24 protein-coding genes are annotated in these 21,213 nt (G+C 66.8%); all 24 read left to right on the top strand.

The window, feature by feature from the left end; genetic code table 11:
• The first annotated feature begins 135 nt into the window (after positions 1 to 135).
• The 24 genes from ACP699_RS00265 (at position 136) to ACP699_RS00150 (ending at position 21,144) form a co-directional block, all read left to right on the top strand.
• Positions 136 to 861 (top strand): helix-turn-helix domain-containing protein, encoded by a 726-nt coding sequence (locus ACP699_RS00265; RefSeq protein WP_210274175.1) that lies wholly within the window; start codon positions 136 to 138, stop codon positions 859 to 861.
• An 88-nt stretch (positions 862 to 949) separates the two neighbouring features.
• Positions 950 to 1,450, top strand: a complete 501-nt coding sequence (locus ACP699_RS00260; protein WP_183150367.1) for a hypothetical protein — start codon at positions 950 to 952, stop codon at positions 1,448 to 1,450.
• Positions 1,451 to 1,810: 360 nt separating this feature from the next.
• A complete protein-coding gene (locus ACP699_RS00255) occupies positions 1,811 to 2,986 on the top strand; it encodes a hypothetical protein (protein WP_426168190.1) in 1,176 nt (391 codons plus the stop codon).
• 245 nt (positions 2,987 to 3,231) lie between these two features.
• Positions 3,232 to 4,110 carry a bifunctional DNA primase/polymerase gene (locus ACP699_RS00250; RefSeq protein WP_183150369.1) on the top strand — a complete coding sequence of 293 codons (879 nt, stop codon included), beginning with the start codon at positions 3,232 to 3,234 and terminating at the stop codon, positions 4,108 to 4,110.
• A gap of 2 nt (positions 4,111 to 4,112) precedes the next feature.
• Positions 4,113 to 4,922 carry a DUF2637 domain-containing protein gene (locus ACP699_RS00245; RefSeq protein WP_426168186.1) on the top strand — a complete coding sequence of 270 codons (810 nt, stop codon included), beginning with the start codon at positions 4,113 to 4,115 and terminating at the stop codon, positions 4,920 to 4,922.
• A complete protein-coding gene (locus tag ACP699_RS00240; protein WP_183150370.1) occupies positions 4,915 to 5,361 on the top strand; it encodes a hypothetical protein in 447 nt (148 codons plus the stop codon). Before ACP699_RS00245 ends, ACP699_RS00240 begins: the two co-directional genes overlap by 8 nt.
• A 263-nt stretch (positions 5,362 to 5,624) precedes the next feature.
• Positions 5,625 to 6,467, top strand: coding sequence for a hypothetical protein (locus ACP699_RS00235; RefSeq protein WP_183150371.1), 843 nt, complete (start codon positions 5,625 to 5,627; stop codon positions 6,465 to 6,467).
• A complete protein-coding gene (locus ACP699_RS00230) occupies positions 6,464 to 7,588 on the top strand; it encodes a ParB N-terminal domain-containing protein (protein ID WP_183150372.1) in 1,125 nt (374 codons plus the stop codon). The genes ACP699_RS00235 and ACP699_RS00230 overlap by 4 nt, the downstream gene beginning before the upstream one ends.
• Positions 7,575 to 8,039, top strand: a complete 465-nt coding sequence (locus tag ACP699_RS00225) for a hypothetical protein (RefSeq protein WP_426168181.1) — start codon at positions 7,575 to 7,577, stop codon at positions 8,037 to 8,039. The genes ACP699_RS00230 and ACP699_RS00225 overlap by 14 nt, the downstream gene beginning before the upstream one ends.
• A gap of 76 nt (positions 8,040 to 8,115) precedes the next feature.
• Complete coding sequence (locus tag ACP699_RS00220) at positions 8,116 to 8,814, top strand: hypothetical protein (RefSeq protein ID WP_183150374.1); 699 nt, start codon at positions 8,116 to 8,118, stop codon at positions 8,812 to 8,814.
• 13 nt (positions 8,815 to 8,827) lie between these two features.
• Positions 8,828 to 9,994: a M23 family metallopeptidase gene (locus ACP699_RS00215; RefSeq protein WP_426168178.1), complete on the top strand. Its 1,167-nt coding sequence runs from the start codon at positions 8,828 to 8,830 to the stop codon at positions 9,992 to 9,994.
• A 76-nt stretch (positions 9,995 to 10,070) separates the two neighbouring features.
• Complete coding sequence (locus tag ACP699_RS00210) at positions 10,071 to 10,370, top strand: DUF6112 family protein (RefSeq protein ID WP_183150376.1); 300 nt, start codon at positions 10,071 to 10,073, stop codon at positions 10,368 to 10,370.
• A gap of 86 nt (positions 10,371 to 10,456) precedes the next feature.
• Complete coding sequence (locus ACP699_RS00205) at positions 10,457 to 10,780, top strand: DUF6112 family protein (RefSeq protein ID WP_183150377.1); 324 nt, start codon at positions 10,457 to 10,459, stop codon at positions 10,778 to 10,780.
• A 36-nt stretch (positions 10,781 to 10,816) separates the two neighbouring features.
• Positions 10,817 to 12,232 (top strand): conjugal transfer protein TrbL, encoded by a 1,416-nt coding sequence (locus ACP699_RS00200; RefSeq protein ID WP_183150378.1) that lies wholly within the window; start codon positions 10,817 to 10,819, stop codon positions 12,230 to 12,232.
• Positions 12,233 to 12,412: 180 nt separating this feature from the next.
• Positions 12,413 to 13,876: an SCO6880 family protein gene (locus tag ACP699_RS00195; protein WP_183150379.1), complete on the top strand. Its 1,464-nt coding sequence runs from the start codon at positions 12,413 to 12,415 to the stop codon at positions 13,874 to 13,876.
• Between the two features lie 56 nt (positions 13,877 to 13,932).
• Positions 13,933 to 15,456 (top strand): ATP-binding protein, encoded by a 1,524-nt coding sequence (locus tag ACP699_RS00190; RefSeq protein ID WP_183150380.1) that lies wholly within the window; start codon positions 13,933 to 13,935, stop codon positions 15,454 to 15,456.
• 68 nt (positions 15,457 to 15,524) lie between these two features.
• Positions 15,525 to 15,965 (top strand): hypothetical protein, encoded by a 441-nt coding sequence (locus ACP699_RS00185; protein WP_426168172.1) that lies wholly within the window; start codon positions 15,525 to 15,527, stop codon positions 15,963 to 15,965.
• Positions 15,962 to 16,507 carry a hypothetical protein gene (locus ACP699_RS00180; RefSeq protein WP_426168169.1) on the top strand — a complete coding sequence of 182 codons (546 nt, stop codon included), beginning with the start codon at positions 15,962 to 15,964 and terminating at the stop codon, positions 16,505 to 16,507. Before ACP699_RS00185 ends, ACP699_RS00180 begins: the two co-directional genes overlap by 4 nt.
• 81 nt (positions 16,508 to 16,588) lie before the next feature.
• Positions 16,589 to 18,355 (top strand): type IV secretory system conjugative DNA transfer family protein, encoded by a 1,767-nt coding sequence (locus tag ACP699_RS00175; RefSeq protein WP_426168166.1) that lies wholly within the window; start codon positions 16,589 to 16,591, stop codon positions 18,353 to 18,355.
• Positions 18,356 to 18,434: 79 nt separating this feature from the next.
• Positions 18,435 to 18,926, top strand: a complete 492-nt coding sequence (locus tag ACP699_RS00170) for a single-stranded DNA-binding protein (protein ID WP_183150384.1) — start codon at positions 18,435 to 18,437, stop codon at positions 18,924 to 18,926.
• 124 nt (positions 18,927 to 19,050) lie between these two features.
• Entirely contained in the window at positions 19,051 to 19,326 is a 276-nt protein-coding gene (locus ACP699_RS00165; RefSeq protein ID WP_426168162.1) for a hypothetical protein, read from the top strand.
• 27 nt (positions 19,327 to 19,353) lie between these two features.
• A complete protein-coding gene (locus ACP699_RS00160) occupies positions 19,354 to 19,728 on the top strand; it encodes a hypothetical protein (protein ID WP_426168159.1) in 375 nt (124 codons plus the stop codon).
• Positions 19,725 to 19,934, top strand: a complete 210-nt coding sequence (locus ACP699_RS00155; RefSeq protein WP_120776674.1) for a helix-turn-helix transcriptional regulator — start codon at positions 19,725 to 19,727, stop codon at positions 19,932 to 19,934. Before ACP699_RS00160 ends, ACP699_RS00155 begins: the two co-directional genes overlap by 4 nt.
• On the top strand, positions 19,921 to 21,144 hold the full coding sequence (locus tag ACP699_RS00150) for a tyrosine-type recombinase/integrase (protein ID WP_183150385.1): 1,224 nt from the start codon (positions 19,921 to 19,923) through the stop codon (positions 21,142 to 21,144). Before ACP699_RS00155 ends, ACP699_RS00150 begins: the two co-directional genes overlap by 14 nt.
• The last annotated feature ends 69 nt before the right edge of the window (positions 21,145 to 21,213 follow it).

Here is a 21,213-nt window from a genome sequence, read left to right as displayed (position 1 = left end):
ATCGTGAGGGAGCCGTTCACCAAAGTCCTGCTGCCGGACGCTCCAATTACTCGACCTGATCTTTTCCCGGTGGCGGTTCGCCGTGCCACACATTCCGGTCCCACGGGCCGCGTCCTTTTCGCTGCGACGAAAGTAATGATGGTCAACGCGGGTGCGACCACGCTCAGGCACCAGTCCGGCGAGCTCAAGGCCGTCGAAGGCGACGTCATCTTGCTGCGACCTGGTCACTGGTATTCGGGAGACCCCTCCGGGACGGTGGTGACGACGACGGCCTACATCGACACGACCTTCCTTCACGAGCAGGCACGGTGGATACCCAAGTCCGCCGCGCCCGCTCTTCTTGGTTCTCTGAACAAATGCGGGTCGGATCCTGTCACGTTCCGCCTCTCACCCAGGACGCTTCCGCAACTAGAGTCCGCATTCCGAGTGCTGCTCGATATTCAGCAGCACGAGGTTTCGCCGCTCCGAAGCCTCAGTCTTGTTACCGGGCTTCTCGACGTACTTACCCAGTCGGATGCTGCGATCGGGGTCGGCGACGAAGCGGTACGGCGAGCAGTGGCGATCCTCATCGAACGGTTCGACCAGCCGTGGACTCTTGACGCTCTCGCCGTTTCGGCGGCGATGTCTCGATCACAGATCTCACGACTGTTTCGCAAGCACCTCCAGATAAGCCCTGCGGAGTTCCTGCGCCACGAGCGAGCGCGTCGCATGGCCGATCTTCTGCTTTCCAGTGGCCTTAGTGTCGAGGAAGCCGCTCGCCAGGTCGGATGGTTGGACGCCAGTCATGCCTCGCGTGCGTTCCGCCGCGTGTACGGGCTCTCTCCGCAGCAGTACCGACGAGCACACGAGCAATCTTCCTAGGCCGTCTGAGCGCCCACTATCGGGGGCCCACCTGACAGGTACGCCCCCGACGCGACCGCGCGCGGGGAACCTTGAGGGAAGGAATCTCATGAGCAGCATTGACCCTGACGAGGCAGCAGTATCGACGCCTGCTGGCACCACAGCACGCAGAGGTGCGACGAGCCTGCCGGGTGCGCTGTTTCTGGGGGTGATTGTGTGGGCTGATGACCCGGAGATTGATCCGACGGTGGTCGCGGACCGCAATCCGGTCGCCGTGGCGCGGGCGGTTGCAGTCACAATTCACGAGATGCTCGAAGACTCCGAAGCGTATGCCGGGGCGACGGAGTTCCTTCAGTCAAATCCTCCGCCGCAGGATTGGGTACTGCCCGAAAACGTAGATGCATGGTTGGAGGCGCTGCGGCAAGCGACGCCGCACCCGGCGTACTCGTTCCACCGAGTGCCTATGACCGGTGGTGCGGACGGGACGAACCACACGGCCGTGAACCGGTACTTGCAGCATGCTCTGCAGGAACGCGAAGCCGCTCTCACCGCTGACCCGTCACCGAGCACTTACGTCGGCCGGTCGACTGGAGGATATCTCGCCCGCTGACCCGATCGCGGGAGTTTGACGTTTCCACGCGTCTTCTTGATGTTTCGACGCGTCATCTCCCGGACGCCTCGACCTTGACGTGCTCCTGTGCGTACCTCTGGAACAGCACCACCCGTGCCAGCTGAGCGTTCGCGCGCGGTGCGTGTTCTGTCGATCTGTCTGTGAATGGAGGCCTTCATCATGTCCGACACCACGATCCCACCGTTGGGGTATTCGCCTGAGCCGCCCCGCCCGCACCGGGTGGTGGTTGAGTTCGAGGTCCTCGCCCGCACCCAGGCCGAGGCTCAACACATGGTCGATGAGGTGCTGATCGAAGACCTCGCAGGCCCTCCCGGTCAGCCCCGCACAGACGGCGACCGGGTGTTCGGTGAGGACTTCGGCGACGATGTCCCGCACATCCGTTCCTGGATACCCGCACCCGTGGCCTCGCCCGCCGCGCGGGTGCTGCCGCCGGTGGGGTGGGAGGCGTTCGAGGAGTCGGGGATCCCGGAGATTGTGGCGGAGATGTTCCCACCCGAACCGAGCACCGGTGACTTCCGCCTCCCAGACGGCACGCCCGACCGGGAGGGGTTTGAGGACGCGCACGAGCGGTGGCGCGACGAGTGTCTTTCGCTCGCTGTACAGGCCTCCCGCCTCCCGGACACGTTGGAACGGTTGGAGCGGGCCGAACGGGTCCGTGACGGCCTGGCCGATCTTCTGGAGCGGGAGCATCTTCCCGTGGAGCCGGTGAAGGAGGACTATCTCGTCACGGTTCCCCCGTCGTTCGAGGGCGAGTTTGAGGATCTGCGGTTCAGATCCGACCACGCCCAGTGGCGGTCCGAGTTCACCGCAACCGCGCTCCGACGCGAACACGCATTGGAGGGACTGCTCGCTGAGGGCGGGCCGCGGACGATGTTCCTTCCGGAGCGGTTTCACCGTGAGTGGGTGCCGTCGGATCTGATCGCCCTGCAGACCCTCCGCGTCCTCGTGGAACGGGAGAAGGCCGGGGAAGGCAGGCCGTTGTTGGACCGGCGGGAACGGGAAGAACTGGAGGCGATGTTATTCGCCGCCGACCCCGACGTCAGCGTTCCTGATCCGGATGATCCGGTCGGTGTGCCGATCTATGAGGGGCTGGCGTCGGAGGCGCATGCGTGGATCGTCCCCGGCGTCTACGACGCGACCGGGATCGACGGAGAAGGCCAGTTCCGACTCGTCGTGGGCCGCGTATCCGTCGGCGATGGGGCGACGGCATCGTCGGCGTTCCCACCCGTTGAGCATGACAGTGCCGTGGTGAACGAGATCGCCCGCATCCTCGAGCAGGACACCGAACAGCTCAACCCGGCCGTGGTCCTTGATCGGATCAACGCCGCAGTCCTCGCTACCGGTCGCACTGGCACCGCTCCCGGGGACATTCGCCCTCCCGAGCAGGCGCTGACCAGGCTGGAACGCGGGGCACTGCTGAGCGAGTTACTCGCGGAACGAGAGCAGCACCTGAGCACCGATCCTGACGGCCCCGAGCCGCCCTCCCCGGATCGTGATTCTGGCCGAAGCCTGTAGCAGAGGGCCGCCGTTGGCCGGTGGAGGCGGGTGCCGGTGTGTTTGACGATTTGGCGCATGTTCTTGACGAAACGGCGCATCCTGCCCCGGAACGCTCGTGGCGACCATGCGAGTTCGGGTAGGGGTTGAGGTTCAGAAGGGATGCTCAGAGCGGAGATTCTGCGGGCAGCACGGCTGCTGCCCGCACCTTCCCAGTGACACCGCGCACGAGCCCCGGCCCGTGCCGTGTACTGAAGGAGGTGCGCATGGTCATCACCGACCCCGAAGTTTGGCCGATGCCCGCGGAGCTTCCTGGAGTGCTCGCGCACGCTGCCTCCGTCTACACTGCGGCGGGCATCCCGGTGTTCCCGTGCGCGCCCGGTCAGAAGCGCCCGCTCACCGTGCATGGGTTCCGGGACGCCACCACCGACCCCGCGCAAATCGCCGCCTGGTGGGGACGGCATCCGGAAGCGAATATCGGCATCCCCACCGGGACAGTGATCGGCGTGCTGGACGTGGATGTACACGCCACAGGCAGCGGATACCCGATCCTCCGCACCCTGCAACGAGAGGGGCTGATCGGCGGGTGGGGGCAGGCCGTGCGCTCCCCATCGGGTGGACTGCACTTGTACTACCCGACAGCCCCAGACGCTGCTCAACGATCGTGGTCGCGGGGGCGGGCGCATGTGGACTTCCGCGGCACCGGCGGCTACATCATCGCCCCACCCTCCACCATCACCACCGACGACGGAGCCCGCTACTACGAGATCATTGCCCGGGGCCGTCACCCGCGCCCAGTTGACGCGGACACGATCCGTGAGCTGCTGACGCCCCAGCCTGAGCACCCGCCCCGCCGGCTCGATCCGTTAGCGGTGCGGGAGGTGGAGCATCTCGCGGCCTGGGTCGCCGCGCTACCGGAGGGGAACCGGAACGCGGGCCTGTTCTGGGCGGCATGCCGTCTCGCCGAGGCCGGCCTGCCCGAGCCCGACACTCTCGGGGTACTTGAGTCTGCCGCGTCCGCCGCCGGTCTCGAGCCGCGGGAGATCGCGAAAACGATCCGCTCCGCCCACCGCACAGCGATCGTTGAGGTGCCCGACGATCCCGTCGCACAGACTGCTCGCTCTTTGTCGGGGATCGGGAGGTAGCGGTGACCGGCCCGGCAGTGACAGCTCGCGCCCCGCGCGATCTGGACCTGAGCCCGGACGGAGCCCCCGTTGCTGGTGTGTCGCGGTTCGTGATCGTGCTCGCAGTCACCGGGACGATCCTGCTCGCCCTGGGAGCGTTCTGGCTGTCCTTCACCACCCTCCGTGACCTCGCCGTTCTCTCCGGGATTCCCGAGGGGCAAGCGTGGATGTGGCCGCTGATCGTCGATGGCGTCATCCTTGAAGCCACGATCAGTGTCGTCGCCCTGCGGGATTCCGCCCGCACCGCGAGGCGGTTCGCGTGGCTCCTGCTGGGCGCAGGTGCCGGAGTGAGCGTGGCGGCGAACATCACCCACGCGGTCGTCGCCGCCGATACCCGCGTCCCCGCCCTGATCGCCGCGCTGGTCGCGTCGGTGCCACCGCTGGTGCTGCTCGCGATGACGCATCTCACCGTCGAACTCACTCGCAACACCGCACCGTCTCCGACCATTCAGAAGCCGAGCATTCGACCACTGGTCCCTACCGAGAGCACGGTCGCAATGACCGAAACCCTGGATCGCTCCGAGCAGGACGCGATACCCAAGCCGCAGGAGATAACGGTGGCGGCGCCGCCGGAACTGAGCGTCACCGAACAGCCGTCGAGATCCCGTGGAGGAAGTGGGCAGCAGGGAGACGCGCGTGCTCGGGCGCTCGCGCTGAGTGCGGAGGGTGTGTCGAAGCGGCAGATCGCCGCGCAGCTGGGCGTGCACCCGACCACGGTAGGCCGATGGGTAAACGCACCTGACCGGCAACAGGACGGAGACCCCCATGACTGACCCCACCACCCCCGACCACCAGCACGTCGACCACCAGCGCCTCGCGGATCACGACCAGCGGACGGGTGCGAGCAAGCACACCGATGCGCCACCGACATCGACGCCAACAGGGGCAGCTGAGGATGCGCGGGCATCGGAGTTCGCTACCCACGGCGATCCCACGCTCGTCCGAGGAGGAGGCGCCAGTCCGGTCTCGCCTCGTCCGGGCGTGCAGTGGGTGCGCCCCACCGATGTCGCCGCCCGCGCCGGGGCCGTCGTTCTGGACCGCGGTGCGGAGCTGAACACGCGCCTGCGTGATGCGGTCCTTGACGGGGTTCGTGAAGGGCGTGCGCAGTTGCAGGAGCGTCTGGTCCGCCGCCAGGAGGCCCTGGACCCAGATTCGAGCAGTCCGACAAATGCGCGGGAGCGTGTGGTCGGGAGAACGGGGGTGAGCCGGTGATCGCTGCCTGTCCCGGCACCACCCGAGTGCCGCACGACACCCACACCCCCTGACCACTCATCCAGCCGCTCCGGCTGCTCACTGTCGCACCGGACAGCACCGCACAGACCCGCGCACACTGGGCGGGTCTGGTGGTCCCCTCATGCCTCCGCACGGCCGTGGTACCTGCGGTGGGCGGTGCTCGGTGACCCCAATGGCGGAGTTCGTCGGGATGGGTGTCGCACCTATCTGTTGACGGATCTCATCACGTTTCAGGAGTCGCTATGAACCACCACCCAACCACACCGGCATCATCGCTGTCGCCGGACTTCACCACGAGCGAGGGGCTGCGCGAGCTGCTCACGGAATTAAACGAGCACAACGCCTGGGCGAACAGCCCGGTCGCGGCCGAGCTCATGGTCTACGCGACACGGAAGTATGCGCCGATCGCGAAGGCCTGGCACCGCACCCCCGACGACGCCGCCTACGAGGCGTTCCTCGCGATGCGGCAACCCACCACCCTGCGCGCGGATGATCCGTGGGCGGTGATCACGCGTGCGGTCGCGCTCGGCATCGCCGCCGAAGTCCACGCCGACCGCAACATGACCTCGCAGGACAAGGCCCGCCGTCCGTCGAAGAGGCCGGCGGAGGAGCCGATGCGGGCCGGGCACTACGAGGAGTTCTTCTACGACGTCCACCCCCACGCCCACACCCTGTACGCCAGGGGCGACGGCGGCGAGGACAGGTCGGTGGATCGGGTGATCCGCGCGACCTGCGTGTTCCTCGTCCTCACCGACTGGCCCGCCCGCCCCGTCGAGCAGGCCGTGGACTACATCGCCCACCGCATCACCGGCCTCTCCTCCGGCACCTCCGCACTGGAAATTGTTGCCAAGGAGCTTCACATCGCGATCCGTCTCGGCTACACCCCCGACGAATGGGCAAGCCTCGTCCGCCTGGTCGTCGGCACCAAGACAGGGAAACGGAAGGCCGGGGACTACGGGCTGTTCGCCCGGGTGCTGCTCGGTGACGATGTCGCCGACCTCCTTCGCGACGAGACCCTCGTGACAACCTCCCGCCGGATGGCGTCCATACCTGCCGGGCAGGAAGGCAACGGAGGTGCGTCATGAGTCGGGGTCATTTGGTGTTGGAGCATGCGACGGATCAGATCATCGATGGTCACTCCTACCGGCGTGATCTCGGCGACTTGGAGGAGTTGACGGAGTCGATCCGCCGGTTCGGGTTGCTGTCGCCGATTGTGATCACTACCGGCAACGTCCTCATCTCCGGCAACCGCCGCCTCGCCGTCATGCGCGCCCTCGGACACCGCACCGTGCCCGTATGGGTTGTGCAGGGAGTCTCCGACAAGCTCTCCACCGTCCTCGCGATCCAGGACGAGAACACCCTCCACAAGATGCTCACCCCCATCGAACAAGCAGAGCTCTACGAGGAACTCAAGCATCTCTACGCCGAAGAAGCTGAACGGCGGGAGACTGCGACCCGGTTCGGTTCCGAGACCCGGGATGAACGGATCGCGCAGGCCCACGATGCCGCACCACAGGGTGGAATGCACGGGGGTGTTGATTCAACACCCCCGCAGCAGACGAGCACCACGGGCGGTGGGAAGACGAGAGTGCAAGCCGCGAAAGCCGTGACCGGGCGGGACTCTCACTCGATGCTCGATCAGGTCGTGGAGCTCAAGCAGATCGCCGCGTCCGACAACGAGCATCCCGAGGTGCGGCAGGGCGCCGCCGAAGCCCTGCTCGAGTTGAACACGGATGGGAAGGTCAACGGCCGCTACCTGCGAGTGAAGCTCCTCCAAGCCCTGAACGCCCTGCAGCGGTGGGCACTCGACCCGGACGAGCCCGACGCAGTCCGAGAGGCGGCCGCAGCGGAGCTCGAGCTGGTGAAGGCGCAGGAGCATCCCAAGGATGCGATGAAGGAAGCTACCCGGGCGATTTCTCGGGTGGGGCAGTTGCGGAGGGATGCCGCCGCTCTCGCGCCGCGAGAGGGGTGGAAGGACGCGGACCCGTTGCTGCGACAGAAACACGCCATCCGCAAGCTCGTCGATCTGCTGCGCCGGGAACACGGCTGGTGGGACCGCTACAACCCCGAAGACTTCGGACGATACGCCGACGCCAAGCAGTGGGAACTCGTCGAGAGCTACATCACCGAAGCGAGCCGGTTCCTCGAGCAGGCCCGCACCGCACGAATGACCACCAGTGAGGACAGCGCTGATGCCGACGTATGAGGACCCGTCCCTGGACGCGGATGAGCTGGCGGAGGCAGCGCGCGGGCTCGCGTATGCGACCCGGCAGATCAGGACCCCGGAGGACACGTATGAAGTGCTCGGGTCATTGCATCTGACGTTGTCGCGGCTCCAGCAGTGGCTGCAGCAGCTCGCGGCCTGGCACGACCGGCATGCCTCGTTCGCTGCTACCGACAACGGTGACCGGGCTGCGGGGCACGATCACGCGGTCAAGGCCGGTGGCTGGTTGACGATCGCCGCTGCCTCCGCGGAGCAGGTGGTCCAGCTCGTGATGAAAGCTCACAGCGAGAACGGGCGGATCGCCTGGCAGCCCGAGGCCGCACCGACACGAACTGTGGGGCTCGCTGAAGCACTCGTGGAACGGGAAGAGGCCCTCGACTCCGAACCCCCAGCAAGCGGACACACCAACCAGAGCAGGGGCCTCTCGCGCTGAGAGCGGAACGGACGGCGGGCGGGCGGCGCACCTATCGGGTGACTCCGCCCGCCCCTCTATTGGAAGGCCCCACTTCATGTCTTCTCCTCACACCGACGACCAGCAGCGTCGTCGTCGCCGTCTGATCATCACCCTCACCGCGACCGGTCTCGTCATCGCGGTGCTCGCCGGTGTCGGCATCTACGGCCTCGTCACCGGCCCCCACGGCAGTGAGGATCCCGGGGAGCGCACACCCACCTCGTCCACGGCACCGCTCGACCCCGTCGACCCGACTGGGCAGCCGGGCGAGGCCGATCTGCCGGCCTTGCCGCGCACGAATAACCCCGAGACCTACGTGCGCGCGGTCGCTGTGGCGTTGTTCGACTGGGATACCTTTACCCTCCTGACTCCTGCTGATCACCGGGGTGTGTTGATCGAGGACGCGGACCCGTCCGGCACGGAGACGCCGGGGCTGATCGCGGACATGGACGGGTACTTCCCGTCGGCGTCGACGTGGCGGGATCTTGCCGAGTACCGCACCCGCCAACACATTGAGATCGACCGGGTATTCGTCCCCGCACAGTGGGAGGAAGCGGTCGCCGCCTCCGGCGGGCACATCACCGACGGCACGGTCGCGTACACGGTCGAAGGCATCAGGCACCGGGACGGCGTCTGGTACGACGACCCCGTCCAGAGCGAGCATGCGGTGGCGTTCACGGTGTTCATGTCCTGCCAGCCGGTGTTCAACCGGTGCCATCTGCTGCGCCTATCCGAACTCGACAACCCCCTCCGATAGGCCGGGGCACGGGATGAAGAAGCTCCTTGCTGCCGCAGCCACGTTTATGCTGCTCGCCCCGATGCTGGGGCTGCTCAGCATTGGTCTGCTCGTGAACCCGGCCGTCCTCAACCAGGGGAACTGCATCGCCAGCGGTGTGACCCTCGGGCCGATCCCGGACTCGCTCCAGGTGACGATGAAAGACGGGTACACGTTCACTCTCAACAAGCAGCAGCTCACCCACGCCGGGACGATGATCACCGTCGGAGCGAATACTCCTGGGGTGGGGCGGGACGGGATTTTGATCGCGTTGATGGCGGCGCTGACGGAGTCGACGCTGCGGCAGCTCGCCAATACCGGCACCTACCCCGAATCCGGGAGCTACCCGAACGACGGGAACGGCTCCGATCACGACAGCTTGGGTCTGTTCCAGATGCGCCCGCAGTCCGGGTGGGGCACCGTTGCCGAGCTCATGGACACCACGTATCAGGCGCGGGCGTTCTATGGCGGACCCGACGGACCGAACCATCCCTCACCGCGGGGGCTGCTCGATATTCCGGGGTGGCAGCAGATGGACAAGGGCGAGGCCGCCCAAGCCGTCGAAGTGTCCGCCTACCCGGACCGGTACCAGAACTACGAGCCCGTCGCCCGCACCATCCTCGACACCCTCACCCGCAACAACAGCGGCGGGAGCGGTGTGCCCGGGGACACGAACATTCCCGAGACGAGCCGGCTGGTGTTCCCACTGCCGACAGGCAGCTATGTGCACACGTCGTCGTTCGGGCCGCGGATTGACCCCATCACTGGTGAGGCGCGCGTGCACGCCGGAACTGACTGGGCTGCCGCTGATGGGACGCCGATCTTTGCCCTCGCCGACGGCATGGTCACCTATGCGGGGATGGTCGATGGGTATTCGGGGCAGATCACTATCGAGCACACCATCGGCGGCGAAAAGGTCGCGACGAAGTACATCCACATGTGGGCACACGGCATCCACGTCACCACTGGCGACAGGGTCACCGCCGGCCAACACATCGGCGACGTCGGCAGCAGCGGCCACTCGACCGGCCCGCACCTGCACTTCCAAGTCCACCCCGGCGGCGCGAACGCCCCCGCCGTCGACGCAAAACCGTGGCTCGCAGAACGCGGTGTCGAGGGCATCGACGCCCCGGTCGGTGGCGGGCCAGGCTGCACCAGCTGAGCTGAGCGGGGCCTGGCGGGGTGGGTGGCGCACCTGACCGGTGCCCACCCACCCCCGTTGTCGTGAGGAGAACCGTATGCCTGCCATCACCTTGGCCCTGCTACAGGCTGAGAACGTCTACCCCGATCTCTCCAGTGTCGGAGGCCGCTCCACCCTCATCGAGATCGTCGGCGCGCTGCTCACGATCGTGTTGATCGTCTCGGTGCTCATGCTCGTCGTCTCCGGGATCGTGTGGGCGGTGTCCTCCTCCGCCGGGAACCCGCAGACCGCCGCGAAAGGGAAAGTCGGTGTGTTCGTCGCCCTCGGAGCCGCCGCCCTCGCAGGTGCCGGAGTGGCATGGATGAACTTCCTCCTGAACCTCGGAGACACCCTCTGAGCCTGGTCGCACGTTCCGGCATCGCACCTGTCCCAGTGACCCCGCACGACCGGGTACGGGGCGATCGCTTGCGAAGGAGCCCATTCATGCTTGCCGTTCTCGACACTCTCACCACTCTCGCCGCGGTGTTGCCCGCGAATGTGGACATCACCCCGAACGACTCCGGGCTGCCCGGCATCGCCGCTCTGCGCACGGTCGTGGGCGCGGTGATGACGATCGGGCTGATCCTGTCCGTCCTCGCCCTCATCGTCTCCGCCGTCGTGTGGGGCTTCGGCGCCAACAGCAGCAACCCGCATCTGGCGTCGCGGGGGAAGGTCGGGGTGCTGATCTCCTGCGGGGCGGCGATCATTACCGGCGCATCGGTGACGCTGATCAACTTCTTCTGGAACGTCGGCCAGGCCGTCTCCTAACCACCACCATCTCGACCCGTAGAAGGGAGGGGTGTTGTGGCTGGTATCTGTGACGTCCCCATCATCAGCAACGTCTGCGACGCCGTCGGCGAAGGTGCAGCCACCCTCGTCGCTGCACCGTTCGACTGGCTCGCCCAAGCGATCGGAGCGGCCGCGTCCTGGATCTTCCAAGGCGTGTGGGCGCTGTTCGACTCGACCACCCTGGTCGACATCACCGGGGCCGGCTACATCGGCGTGTACAACGTGATCTTCGGGATTGCGATCTTCGTCATGCTGATCTTCTTCTGCCTGCAACTCATCACCGGCCTCATCAGACGCGATCCCACCGCCCTCTCCCGCGCCGCCCTCGGATTAGCGAAGTCGGTGCTCGGGTCGTTCCTGGTCATCACATTGACCGCGACACTGCTCGAGATCGTCGACCAACTCTCGATCGGGATCATCCAGGCGACCGGGACGACGTTGGAGGAGATGGGCGGGAAGATCGGGGTCCTCGTCGCAGGTCTCACCGCGATCACCCTCACCGCACCCGGAGCCGGCGCGATCATCACCATCTTCCTCAGCTTCCTCGCGATCTGCGCGGCAGCAATCGTCTGGTTCAGCCTCCTGATCCGGAAGGCGCTGATCCTGGTCGCCGTCGTGATGGCACCGATCGCGCTATCGGGAGCGTCGTGGGATGCGACGAAGGGGTGGTTCGGGAAGTGGGCGTCGTTTGTGCTTGCGCTGATCTTCTCCAAACTCGTGATCGTCGTGGTGTTCCTGGTGGCGATCAATCAGGTCAACGCGCCGATCGATATGGACCTCAGTTCGATTGCAGATCCGATCGCGGGGATTGTGCTGATGTTCATCGCCGCGTTCGCGCCCTACATGGTCTACAAGTTCATCTCCTTCGTCGGCTTCGACATGTACCACGTCATGAGTGCGGAGCAAGAGTCGAAGCAGGCCATGAACCGGCCCATGCCCCTCCCCGGCAAGCCCGACGGTGGCGGGCCACAGAAGATCCTCGACGGCGGGGGCGACAGCAAGAACGATGGTGGTGGAGGGAATCCGCCGCCCCCGCCAGGGGGTGGGCCCAAACCCTCGCCGGGCGGCGGAGGTGGTGCCGGAGCGGCGGGGAGCAGCGTAGGTGGTGGCGCTGCCGGAGGCGGTGCAGGAGCGGGAGCCGGGGCGGGTGCTGCAGCGGCAGGTCCGGTCGGGATCGCCGCAGTCGCCGGGGCAAAGATCGCCAAGGGCGCAGCGGAGGCCGGCCCGAAGCTCGGCGACGCGATCGGCCGCACCGCCGACAGCCACGCCGGAGCCGCCAGCGAGGGGCAGGCCACGCCACCACCACCTGACCGGTCAGTGCCGCCCGCGCACCCCACCACGCCGGCGCCGAGCGCGCCTGCATCGAAGCCGCAGACCCCGCCCGCGAACAACAGCGGTGGTGGGCAGGCTCCGCCGCCGCCGAAGCCCTGACCGGAGAGATCCGCCACTGAAAGGAGGTGACGTTCCGTCATCTGGGCGGTGGCCAGTGAACAGCACACCCCGTGTGGTCAGAAACGACCTGACCCCAGGGGTGGTTCACGGGTCACCGCCCGCTGTGCTGTCCGTACCTGACCGGCGACCCCAATCCGTTCGCCTGTTCAGGAGCACCTTATGGCCAGCACTGCGTCCACCCGCACCGAGTTCGAGCTGTCAGCGGTGAAGTTCTCCCGCCTCACCAAACGCGGGATCATCCTCGGCCTCTCCCTCCCACAAGTCATCGCCCTCTCCGTCGCGGTCGCCGTGTTCATCGCCTCCCTCTACACCGGAGGCCCCGCCGCGCTCTACACGTCCCCGATCTGGGGCACCGGCGCTGCCCTCGCCTGGGTACCGGTCGGTGGGCGGAAGCTCGTCGAATGGGTACCGATCACCCTGCACTGGGTGCTCCGGCAAGCCCTCCAGCAGACGAGGTATCGACGTCGGATTGTGAAGCCACGCCCTGCGGGAACCCTCGCGCTGCCTGGAGATGCGGCGCCGTTGCGTCAGTACGAGGATCCCGAGAGCGGGGCGGTGATGGTGCATGACCCGCACGGGCAGACCCTGACGGCGCTGGTGGAGGTGACCCATCCCTCGTTCATTCTGTTGGATCCGGGTGAGCAGGAGCACCGCGTTCACGCCTGGGGTCGGGTGCTGTCCGTTGCGTGCCGGTCCACCCGGATCGCCCGCCTCCAAGTCCTCGAACGCACCGTCCCTGACTCCGGGTCGGGGCTCGCGCAGTGGTGGGCGGAGCACGGCAACGACGACGATTCCTGGGTCGCGCGCACTTACCGGGAGCTCATCGACCGGGCAGGCCCTGCCGGGGAACGCCACATCTCCACCATCTCCCTCAGCCTGGACATGCGGGCCGCATCCCGCACTATCCGCACCGCGGGCGGTGGCCTCAAGGGTGCCGCGGTGGTGCTCAAGCAAGAAATGGAGACCCTCACCACCGCGCTCCGCACCGCAGACCTGAAACCCTCCGACTGGTACACACCAGGACAGCTCGCAATCATGCTCCGCAGTGCGTACGACCCCGCGATCGCCGCAACCCTGGAGCGCTCCGGGGAGATCGGGCAGGACCTCGCCATGGCTGGCCCGGTCGCGGTCGAAGAGACCTGGGACCAGCTGCGCTCCGACAGCGCGCATCACGCGGTGTTGTGGATCAGTGAGTGGCCGCGCTCACTCGTCTACCCAGGCTTCCTCGCACCCGTACTCCTGACCAGCGGGATCCGTCGAGCGTTCACGCTGCTGTGCGACCCGATCCGCAGTGATCAGGCGGCGCGGGATATTCGGAAGAAGAAGACCGAGTACATCAGTGATGCGGCGCAGCGGCAGAAGGTCGGGCAGATCGAAGACGCGCAGCAATCCGCCGAATACCAAGACGTGCTGCAGCAGGAAGCCGACCTCACCAGCGGCCACGGCGTCCTGCGCTACACCGGACTCCTCGCCGTCTCCGCACCCACCGCCGATGAGCTGGAAGCTGCAGTGTCGGCGATAGAGCAGGCAGCGATCCAGGCGTCGTGCGAAACCCGTCGCCTGGTCGGGCAGCAGGCACAGGCGTTCGTCGCGGCAGCCCTGCCGCTCTGCCGAGGAATCTGAGACATGAGGCGTACCTGACGGGTGTCACTGCACACTCCGTCGGAAGGCCACCCCTCATGGGACAGCACACCAGCCCGAAGAAGCTCCACTCCACCGTCCTCGTCGAAGACGGTACCGGCCGGAAGAACCGCAAGACCCGGGAACGTGCCGCCCGGCAAGTCATCGCCCGCGAGCACGCCGAGCAACGCGCCGCAGAGAAGGCGAAGCTCGCCGCGGAACGGGCAGAAGCGCGCTCGACGAACTACCTCCCCAGGGGTGGCGAGCCAGGTCCCGCGGGATTGCGGTCGTATCGGGGGTTTCGGGTTCCCTCGCATCAGGACACCTCGGCCGCGCTGCAGGGCGCGTACCCGTTCCTCGCCGAAGGCGGCCTCGGCTCCCAGGGCGTATTCGTGGGGCAGGACATGTACTCCGGCGGATCGTTCGTGTACGACCCGTGGGTGCTGTACCAGCGCGGCATCATCACCGCCCCAAACCTCGTCCTCGCCGGCATCGTCGGCAGTGGGAAGTCGTCGCTGGCCAAGTCGCTCTACACCCGCAGCATCCCGTTCGGGCGTCGCGTGTACGTCCCCGGCGATCCAAAGGGTGAGCACACGGCGGTTGCGGAGGCAGTGGGTGGGAAAGCGATCGTCCTCGGGCATGGCCTCTCGAACCGTCTCAATCCGCTCGACGAGGGCTACCGGCCCGGCGGGCTCACCGACGCCGAATGGGCGTCCACGGTTGCGTCGCGTCGCCGTGACCTGATCGGCGCCCTCGCCGAGACCGTGCTCGAGCGGTCGTTGTCGCCGCTGGAACACACGGTCATCGATATCGCCCTCCAGGCCGTGGTCGCCAGTAACGATGTGCCGATCCTGCCGATGGTCGTTGACCGCATCCTCACTCCCGACCCCACAGATGACGACCGCCTTGCCGAGGACGGCCGCATGGTCGGGCACGCCCTGCGCCGTCTCGTCTCCGGCGACCTCCAAGGCCTGTTCGACGGACCCTCCACGGTGACCTTTGATCCGACGTTGCCGATGATCACCCTCGACCTATCCCGCGTCGTCGAAAACTCCACCCTCATCAGCGTGCTGATGACCTGCTCGTCGGCATGGATGGAATCCGCACTGCTGGACCCGAACGGTGGGCAACGTTGGGTTGTCTACGACGAAGCGTGGCGGCTCATATCCCACCCGGCGTTGTTGAAGCGGATGGACGCGCACTGGCGGCTCGCCCGCCATTACGGGATCGCGAACCTGCTCATCTTCCACAAGCTCACCGACCTCGACAACGTCGGCGACCACGGCTCCGCCATGCGATCCCTCGCCAACAGCCTGCTGGCCAATGCGGAGTCGCGGATCATCTACCGACAAGAATCCGACCAGATCGGCACCACCGGGAAGACCCTCGGCCTCACCGGCACCGAGCAGAAACTCCTGCCGTCCCTGGGGACCGGGCAGGGGTTGTGGCGGATCAAAGAGTCGTCATACGTCGTCCAGCATCAGTTGCACCCTGATGAGCTGCGGGCCTTCGACACCACCCAGCGGATGACTCAGAATCCCCGCGAGTTCACGAATCCTGAGCGCTCCGGAGAGCTGTCTTGAGCGTAGACGGCCCCGCCTCGGAGCACCAGGGCTCGGACGATACGAGCAGCGTGTCGGAGGAGGAGCTGGTGCGGAACATGATGGCCCTCGATGACGGGTTGCATCGGATCGAGCAGCAATCCCAGGATCAGTTGATCCTGTTGTATGAGGATCCGGAGACGTTCGGAGCTGGGCATTTCGTGCTATATCCCCTGCACGGGTCTTCGCCGCGGTTCGCGATCGAGGAGCAGTACCCGCCCGGGGTCGACTGGTCCGATGAAGACCGTGTCCCGGTGTCCTGGACGTGGGCATCCGAAGCGCGGCTTCCACAGCCGGATGGGAGCTGGCCGTGGGTGACGCTCTCCGAGGGTGAAGTCGCCTCCGCCGACTACGAGACGCTGCTGCACATCACCGGTGGGTGGGCGGATGCGCTGTGCGAGCTCATTGCCCGGGAGGAAGCCCTCACCACCGCCCCCGTCGCAGACGACGGGGTGGGGCGTTCGGGGCCGGGTCGCACCTTCCTGGCATGACCCTTCGACGCCGTCGCCAGAACAGCAACCAGACACACCCCGTGGCCCCGAAATCGAGGTTGGTGGTGCCTGCGGTGCTGCCGCAGATTCTCCTCGAAGCCGTGAACGCGGACACTCTCGTCGTGACCGTGAACGGTAACCGCCTTGCCGCTACCCCGATCCGCCGAGACGAGATCACAGCCACGGTGACGGAGCTCGTCGGGCGCTTCGGATCACCAACCCGGGTGGAGGTGCGAGAGATGGACGGCAGCGTCCACGCAGACATCCTCACGCCACCTGCGCCGGAGCCGCGGTCGCCGTTCGCTCCACCAGAAGACGCCGCACCCGCACTGGTAGCACTGCCGAGCCTTCTGGAGTTCACCGCGGACGGGTTCGTCCCCGGTGAAGACGTCGCCCTCGCCCTGATCCTCCGCCACAGCTCGGCCGACCCAACCGGTGCCGCCCGCGCCCTCGTCGACCGCGGCGAGATCCCTCGCGTGAGGGGTGAGGTGATCTTGCTGGGGCGAATCTCTGGCACCGCCTCGGTGCAGCGCATCGACTGACCGCCCGCTTATCCGCTCGTCGTCGTACCTGTTGTCCTGACCCCGCGCGTGTGCCTTCTGCGGGATCAGAAAGGTGCCGACATGTCTGGTCCTGTGCAGGCGAAACCCGCCAACGACCTCTTCATCAACCTCACCCTCGGAGCCCTCATCACCGCCGCCGTGTTCACCGGGATACTAAGGATCGCGGGCTCCGTGACCGCATTCCTCACCGGCCTGCCCGAACCGTCCGGCAGTTTCACCTCTTGGATCAGTGTCCTTGCCACCCCAACGGACCCCGGGACGGCGCTTGGCGCGGAAGGCTTGAACCCGTTCGTCTACTGGGCAGTCGTCGCCGTGGTTCTTGGCGTGCTCGGAACATCAGGCCTCTTCGTGGTTCGGGCGGTTCACCGTTCCCGGTCGAAATCGGACCCACACCGGCTCGCCGGGACCGCCACCGCCGCCGAGGTCGCCCGGGCCGCCTCCCCGAAGACCCTGGTGAAGAAGGCTGCGACGTTGCGGCCCTCGCTCACCGGAACACCCGCCCCGGAAGACGTGGGGTATCTGCTCGGTACCGGGAAAGGCGGGCAGATCTGGGCGACCGTCGAAGACTCGATCCTACTGATCGGCCCGCCCCGCTCGGGGAAAGGGCTGCATGTAGTGATCAACGCGATCCTCGACGCCCCCGGAGCCGTCATCACCACCAGCACCCGTCCGGACAACCTCACCGCGACCTTGAAAGCGCGCGCGAAGAAGGGGAAGGTCGCGGTGTTCGACCCCCAGCAGCTCGCCCCAGGGCTCCCGGCGGGGATGCGGTGGTCACCCGTGCGCGGCTGCCAGGACCCGCTCACGGCGATGATCCGCGCGAAAGGCCTCGCCACCGCCACAGGGTTCGGTGGCGTCCAGGACGCGGGGTTTTGGGAAGGGAAGACGACCGCCGCGATCCAAGCCCTTCTCCATGCCGCCGCTCTCGACGGTAGGAACGCGAAGACCCTGTACCAGTGGGCGCTGAACCCGACCCTCGCCGCCGACGCCGTAAGGGTGCTGTCGTCCCATCCGGGAGCGGCGGAAGGGTGGGCGGACTCCTTGGATGCGATGGTGCAGGCAGACCCGCGGACGAGGGATTCGATCTGGCAGGGTGTCTCCCTCGCGTTCTCTGCTCTTGCCGATCCCCGCGTCCTGGACGCGGTTTCCCCGGGGCCGGGTGAGGAGTTCGACCCTGAGGAGTTTCTCCTCGGCAACGGGACCCTCTACCTCCTCGCCACCGGTGCCGGCGCCGGCGCGTCGTCGGCGCTGGTGGCGGCGTTCATTGAAGACCTCGTCGAGTCCGCCCGGAAGATCGCCGCACGGTCACCTGGCGCACGCATGGACCCGCCTTTGTTGCTGGCGTTGGATGAGATTGGGAACCTTGCCCCGCTGCCGTCGCTGCCGACGTTGATGGCGGAAGGTGGCGGCACCGGCATCACCCCACTCCCGGTGTTGCAGTCCCTTGCCCAGGCGCGGGAGAAGTGGGGTGAGAACCAGGCGAACGCGATCTGGGACGCATCCATCGTGAAAATCATCCTCGGCGGAGCCTCCAACAGCCGAGACCTCCAAGACCTCTCCACCCTCATCGGCGACCGCGACGAAACCACCGACAGCATGACGACGGATGCCTATGGGGCGCACTCATCGCAACGGTCGATCCGCCGCGTCCCGATCCTCCCACCCGACGTCCTCCGCACCCTCCCGTTCGGCACGGGCGTGGTGATGCTCCGCACCGCCCGCCCCATCATCACGAACCTGCGCCCGTGGCCAACCCGCGCGGATGCCAAACAGCTCCGCACGGACCGGGGCGAGGTCGAGCAGGCGCTCCAAGGCGGTGCCCGATAGTACCGCCGGGGTGTTGGTCGTACCTGTCTGGTGAGCCCGCGGCTGCGGGATTGACATGGACATGTTGGGAGACATCACGATGACTATTCGCACGAAGGAATCCCTGTCGGGGTTCGTCGCGTCCGACCCGGAGCTGACGTTCACCAGCAAGGGCGATGCCCGCCTCTACGCCCGGATCGGGCAGCCCCAGGCACGGGTCGAAGACGACGGGACGTTCACCCCGTTGGAGCCGACGTTCACGGACCTGGTGATGTTCCGGCGCTCCGCGGAGCTCGCGCATGAGCAGTTCCAGAAGGGTGACAACTTCCTCGCCGAGGGCGAGACCCGCACCTACACCGGCAGCGACGGCACCGAACGAGAGCAGTTCGTAGCGTCCCGGATCGGACACGACAACAACATCACCCGCTACACCGTCGACCGCACCCCACCCGAACGAGACACCCCACAACAGGAGACCCCGATACGCGGTCAGATGCAGCAGGCCCTCGCCGACCGCGAAGGACAGCTCGACCCGGAACCACCCACCGCGACCAGCGCTGCGTCCGCGCAGCGCGACGCGGTCGCCCGATAAGCCGCGGGTGCGGCGACCAGCCACCCCACCACCACCACCGTGTGGTCGCCGCACCCGCCTCCTTCCTGCGCCGCATCCTTCGCGGCTCTCCTTCTTCGCCTCGCCACGTTCCGGGAGTTTTCTGATGACCACCAACAACCCCGCCCCACCCGACACCGAACCGCAGAGCTCGAGGCCGGCCGTGCCGGGGCCTGACTTCGATGGGATTGACCTGTCCGAGCTCCCCGCAGACGTCGCTGAGAAAGCGAAGCAGTTCGCGAAGCAAACGTTCCAGGCGGACCTGGCGAAGTCACTCACCGCGGTGGCACGCCCGATCAACTGGCGCACCCTCCCACCCGCCGACCTCGAGCACGAGCTTCTCGAGCTGAACGGATGGGTCGACTGGCTCCGCCACACCTAAGGCCTCCCCGCACAAGTTGTCCCGCCGATGTGGCACCGCCACCCCGAACTCATCTGGGAACTGTCCGCCCTGCGCCAGCACTGGCTGTTCTGCTTCGACCCACAAGCCAAAGGCAACCAGGCCCTCGCCTGGCACCACGACTTCAGCGTCGCCCGCGAACGGCTACGGGACTGGGTCACGATCTCCGGCACCCGCCTTGACCGCGACCGCCCCACCCGCATCACAGTGTGGCCCGGCGGCGAAGCCGAAGACTGGACAGAACCCGACACCACCGAACGCCCCGTCGCGAAGCGCACGGACGATTTCCTCGCGTTCGTCGAGGAGCAGGTCAAGGCCCGGATTGCGGAGCAGGACGCGACGATCCGGGAAATCGTGAACATCGATTGGAGCGAGCAGTCATGACCGAACAGACCGGTGACGTCCTCGTTTCACCGTTGCGGGACAGCCGCGAAATCGCGGCGTTCCTGCGGGTGTCGGAATCGACGCTGTCGAGGTGGCGGGCCGAGAAGAAAGGGCCCCCGTTCATCCGGATCGGTGGGGTGACCAGGTACCGCATCGAACAGGTCGAGCACTGGCTCGCCTCCCTCGGCACCGATGAGCACGCCTGAACCGACCGCACCTCTGCCGGTGCCGCCGATCGGGGTGAAGGTCACCACCGACCTTGAACACCGCGCCTCGGGGATCCGTGCTCGCGCCCGCTGGATCGACCCCCACACCCGCAAACGGGTCACCCGCGCGCTCGTCGTCCCCGACGAGGACGCCGCCGAAGAGTTCTTTCAATACCTGCAGGCCTCCGCCGAACTCGGGATCGACAAACGCATCCTGTTCTCCGACTACGTCGAGATGATCGGCGACCGGTGGCAGCGGGGCCTGGACCCGACGTCCACCGTCGACGGCTACAAACTCGGACTCCGCCTCCGCGTCCTCCCCGCCCTCGGACATTTGCCACTGTCACAGATCACGGCCGGGATGATCGACCGCACCATCGACCAGTGGGAAACACTGCACTCCGCGTCGACCATCAAGAACACCATCGCGCCCCTCGTCCGCGTCCTCGACGAAGCCGTCCGCGACGACCTCCTGCCCAGCAACCCCGCCCGCAACCGGTCTAGACGCTCCCTCGGGAAATCAGCACTCAACCTGAAAGAGAACGAGCTGTCACCGCGCGTCCACGCGCTCAAAGACCTCGCGGAGCTCACGGCGCTGGCGGATCGGTGTGGGGAGGTGCATCAAAGCTATTCCGACTTCGTAATGCTCTGCGCTCTCCTCGCCGCCCGCGGCTCCGAGATCTCAGGCCTTCAAGTCGGCGACATCGACTGGGATCAACGGATCGTCACGGTCCGCCGCCAAACCTACCCAGGCGCAGGCGGGCTCGTCACCAAACAGACCAAGGGACGAGACATCCGACAAGTCCCCATCCTGCAAGCGCTCACCCCCGTACTTGAGCGCCTCACCGCCGACCGTGAACCCGAGGAACGACTACTGACCGGACCCCGCGGCGGCGTGCTCACTACCGCCTCCGTACGGGACGCAACGAAATGGGATCAGCTCGTCACCGACCTTGAACTGACGAGCCTCACCCGGCACGGCCTCCGTCACACCGGAGCCACCTGGCTCGCCGACGCCGGCATCCCCCTCCACGTCCTCCAAGGCATCCTCGGACACAAGTCCATCGAGACCACCCGCGGCTACCTGCACCCCGACACCAGACACCTCACCGACGCCGCTGCCCGCGCGAACGCGTTCCTCGACGGACAGGAAACCCCCACCCGCGAACCTCCTGCCAAGACCCATCGGACAGCCGCACCCGGGCGATGAAAACGGTCGCGGATCGACACGAAATCGGGCTCCAGGTCCCGGCCAGGTCCCGGCTCGTCACAACAGCCG

The organism is Microbacterium sp. DWRC1-3 (assembly GCF_049896645.1).
GTDB lineage: Bacteria > Actinomycetota > Actinomycetes > Actinomycetales > Microbacteriaceae > Microbacterium > Microbacterium maritypicum.
This window is presented reverse-complemented; position numbering and strand designations above follow the sequence as displayed.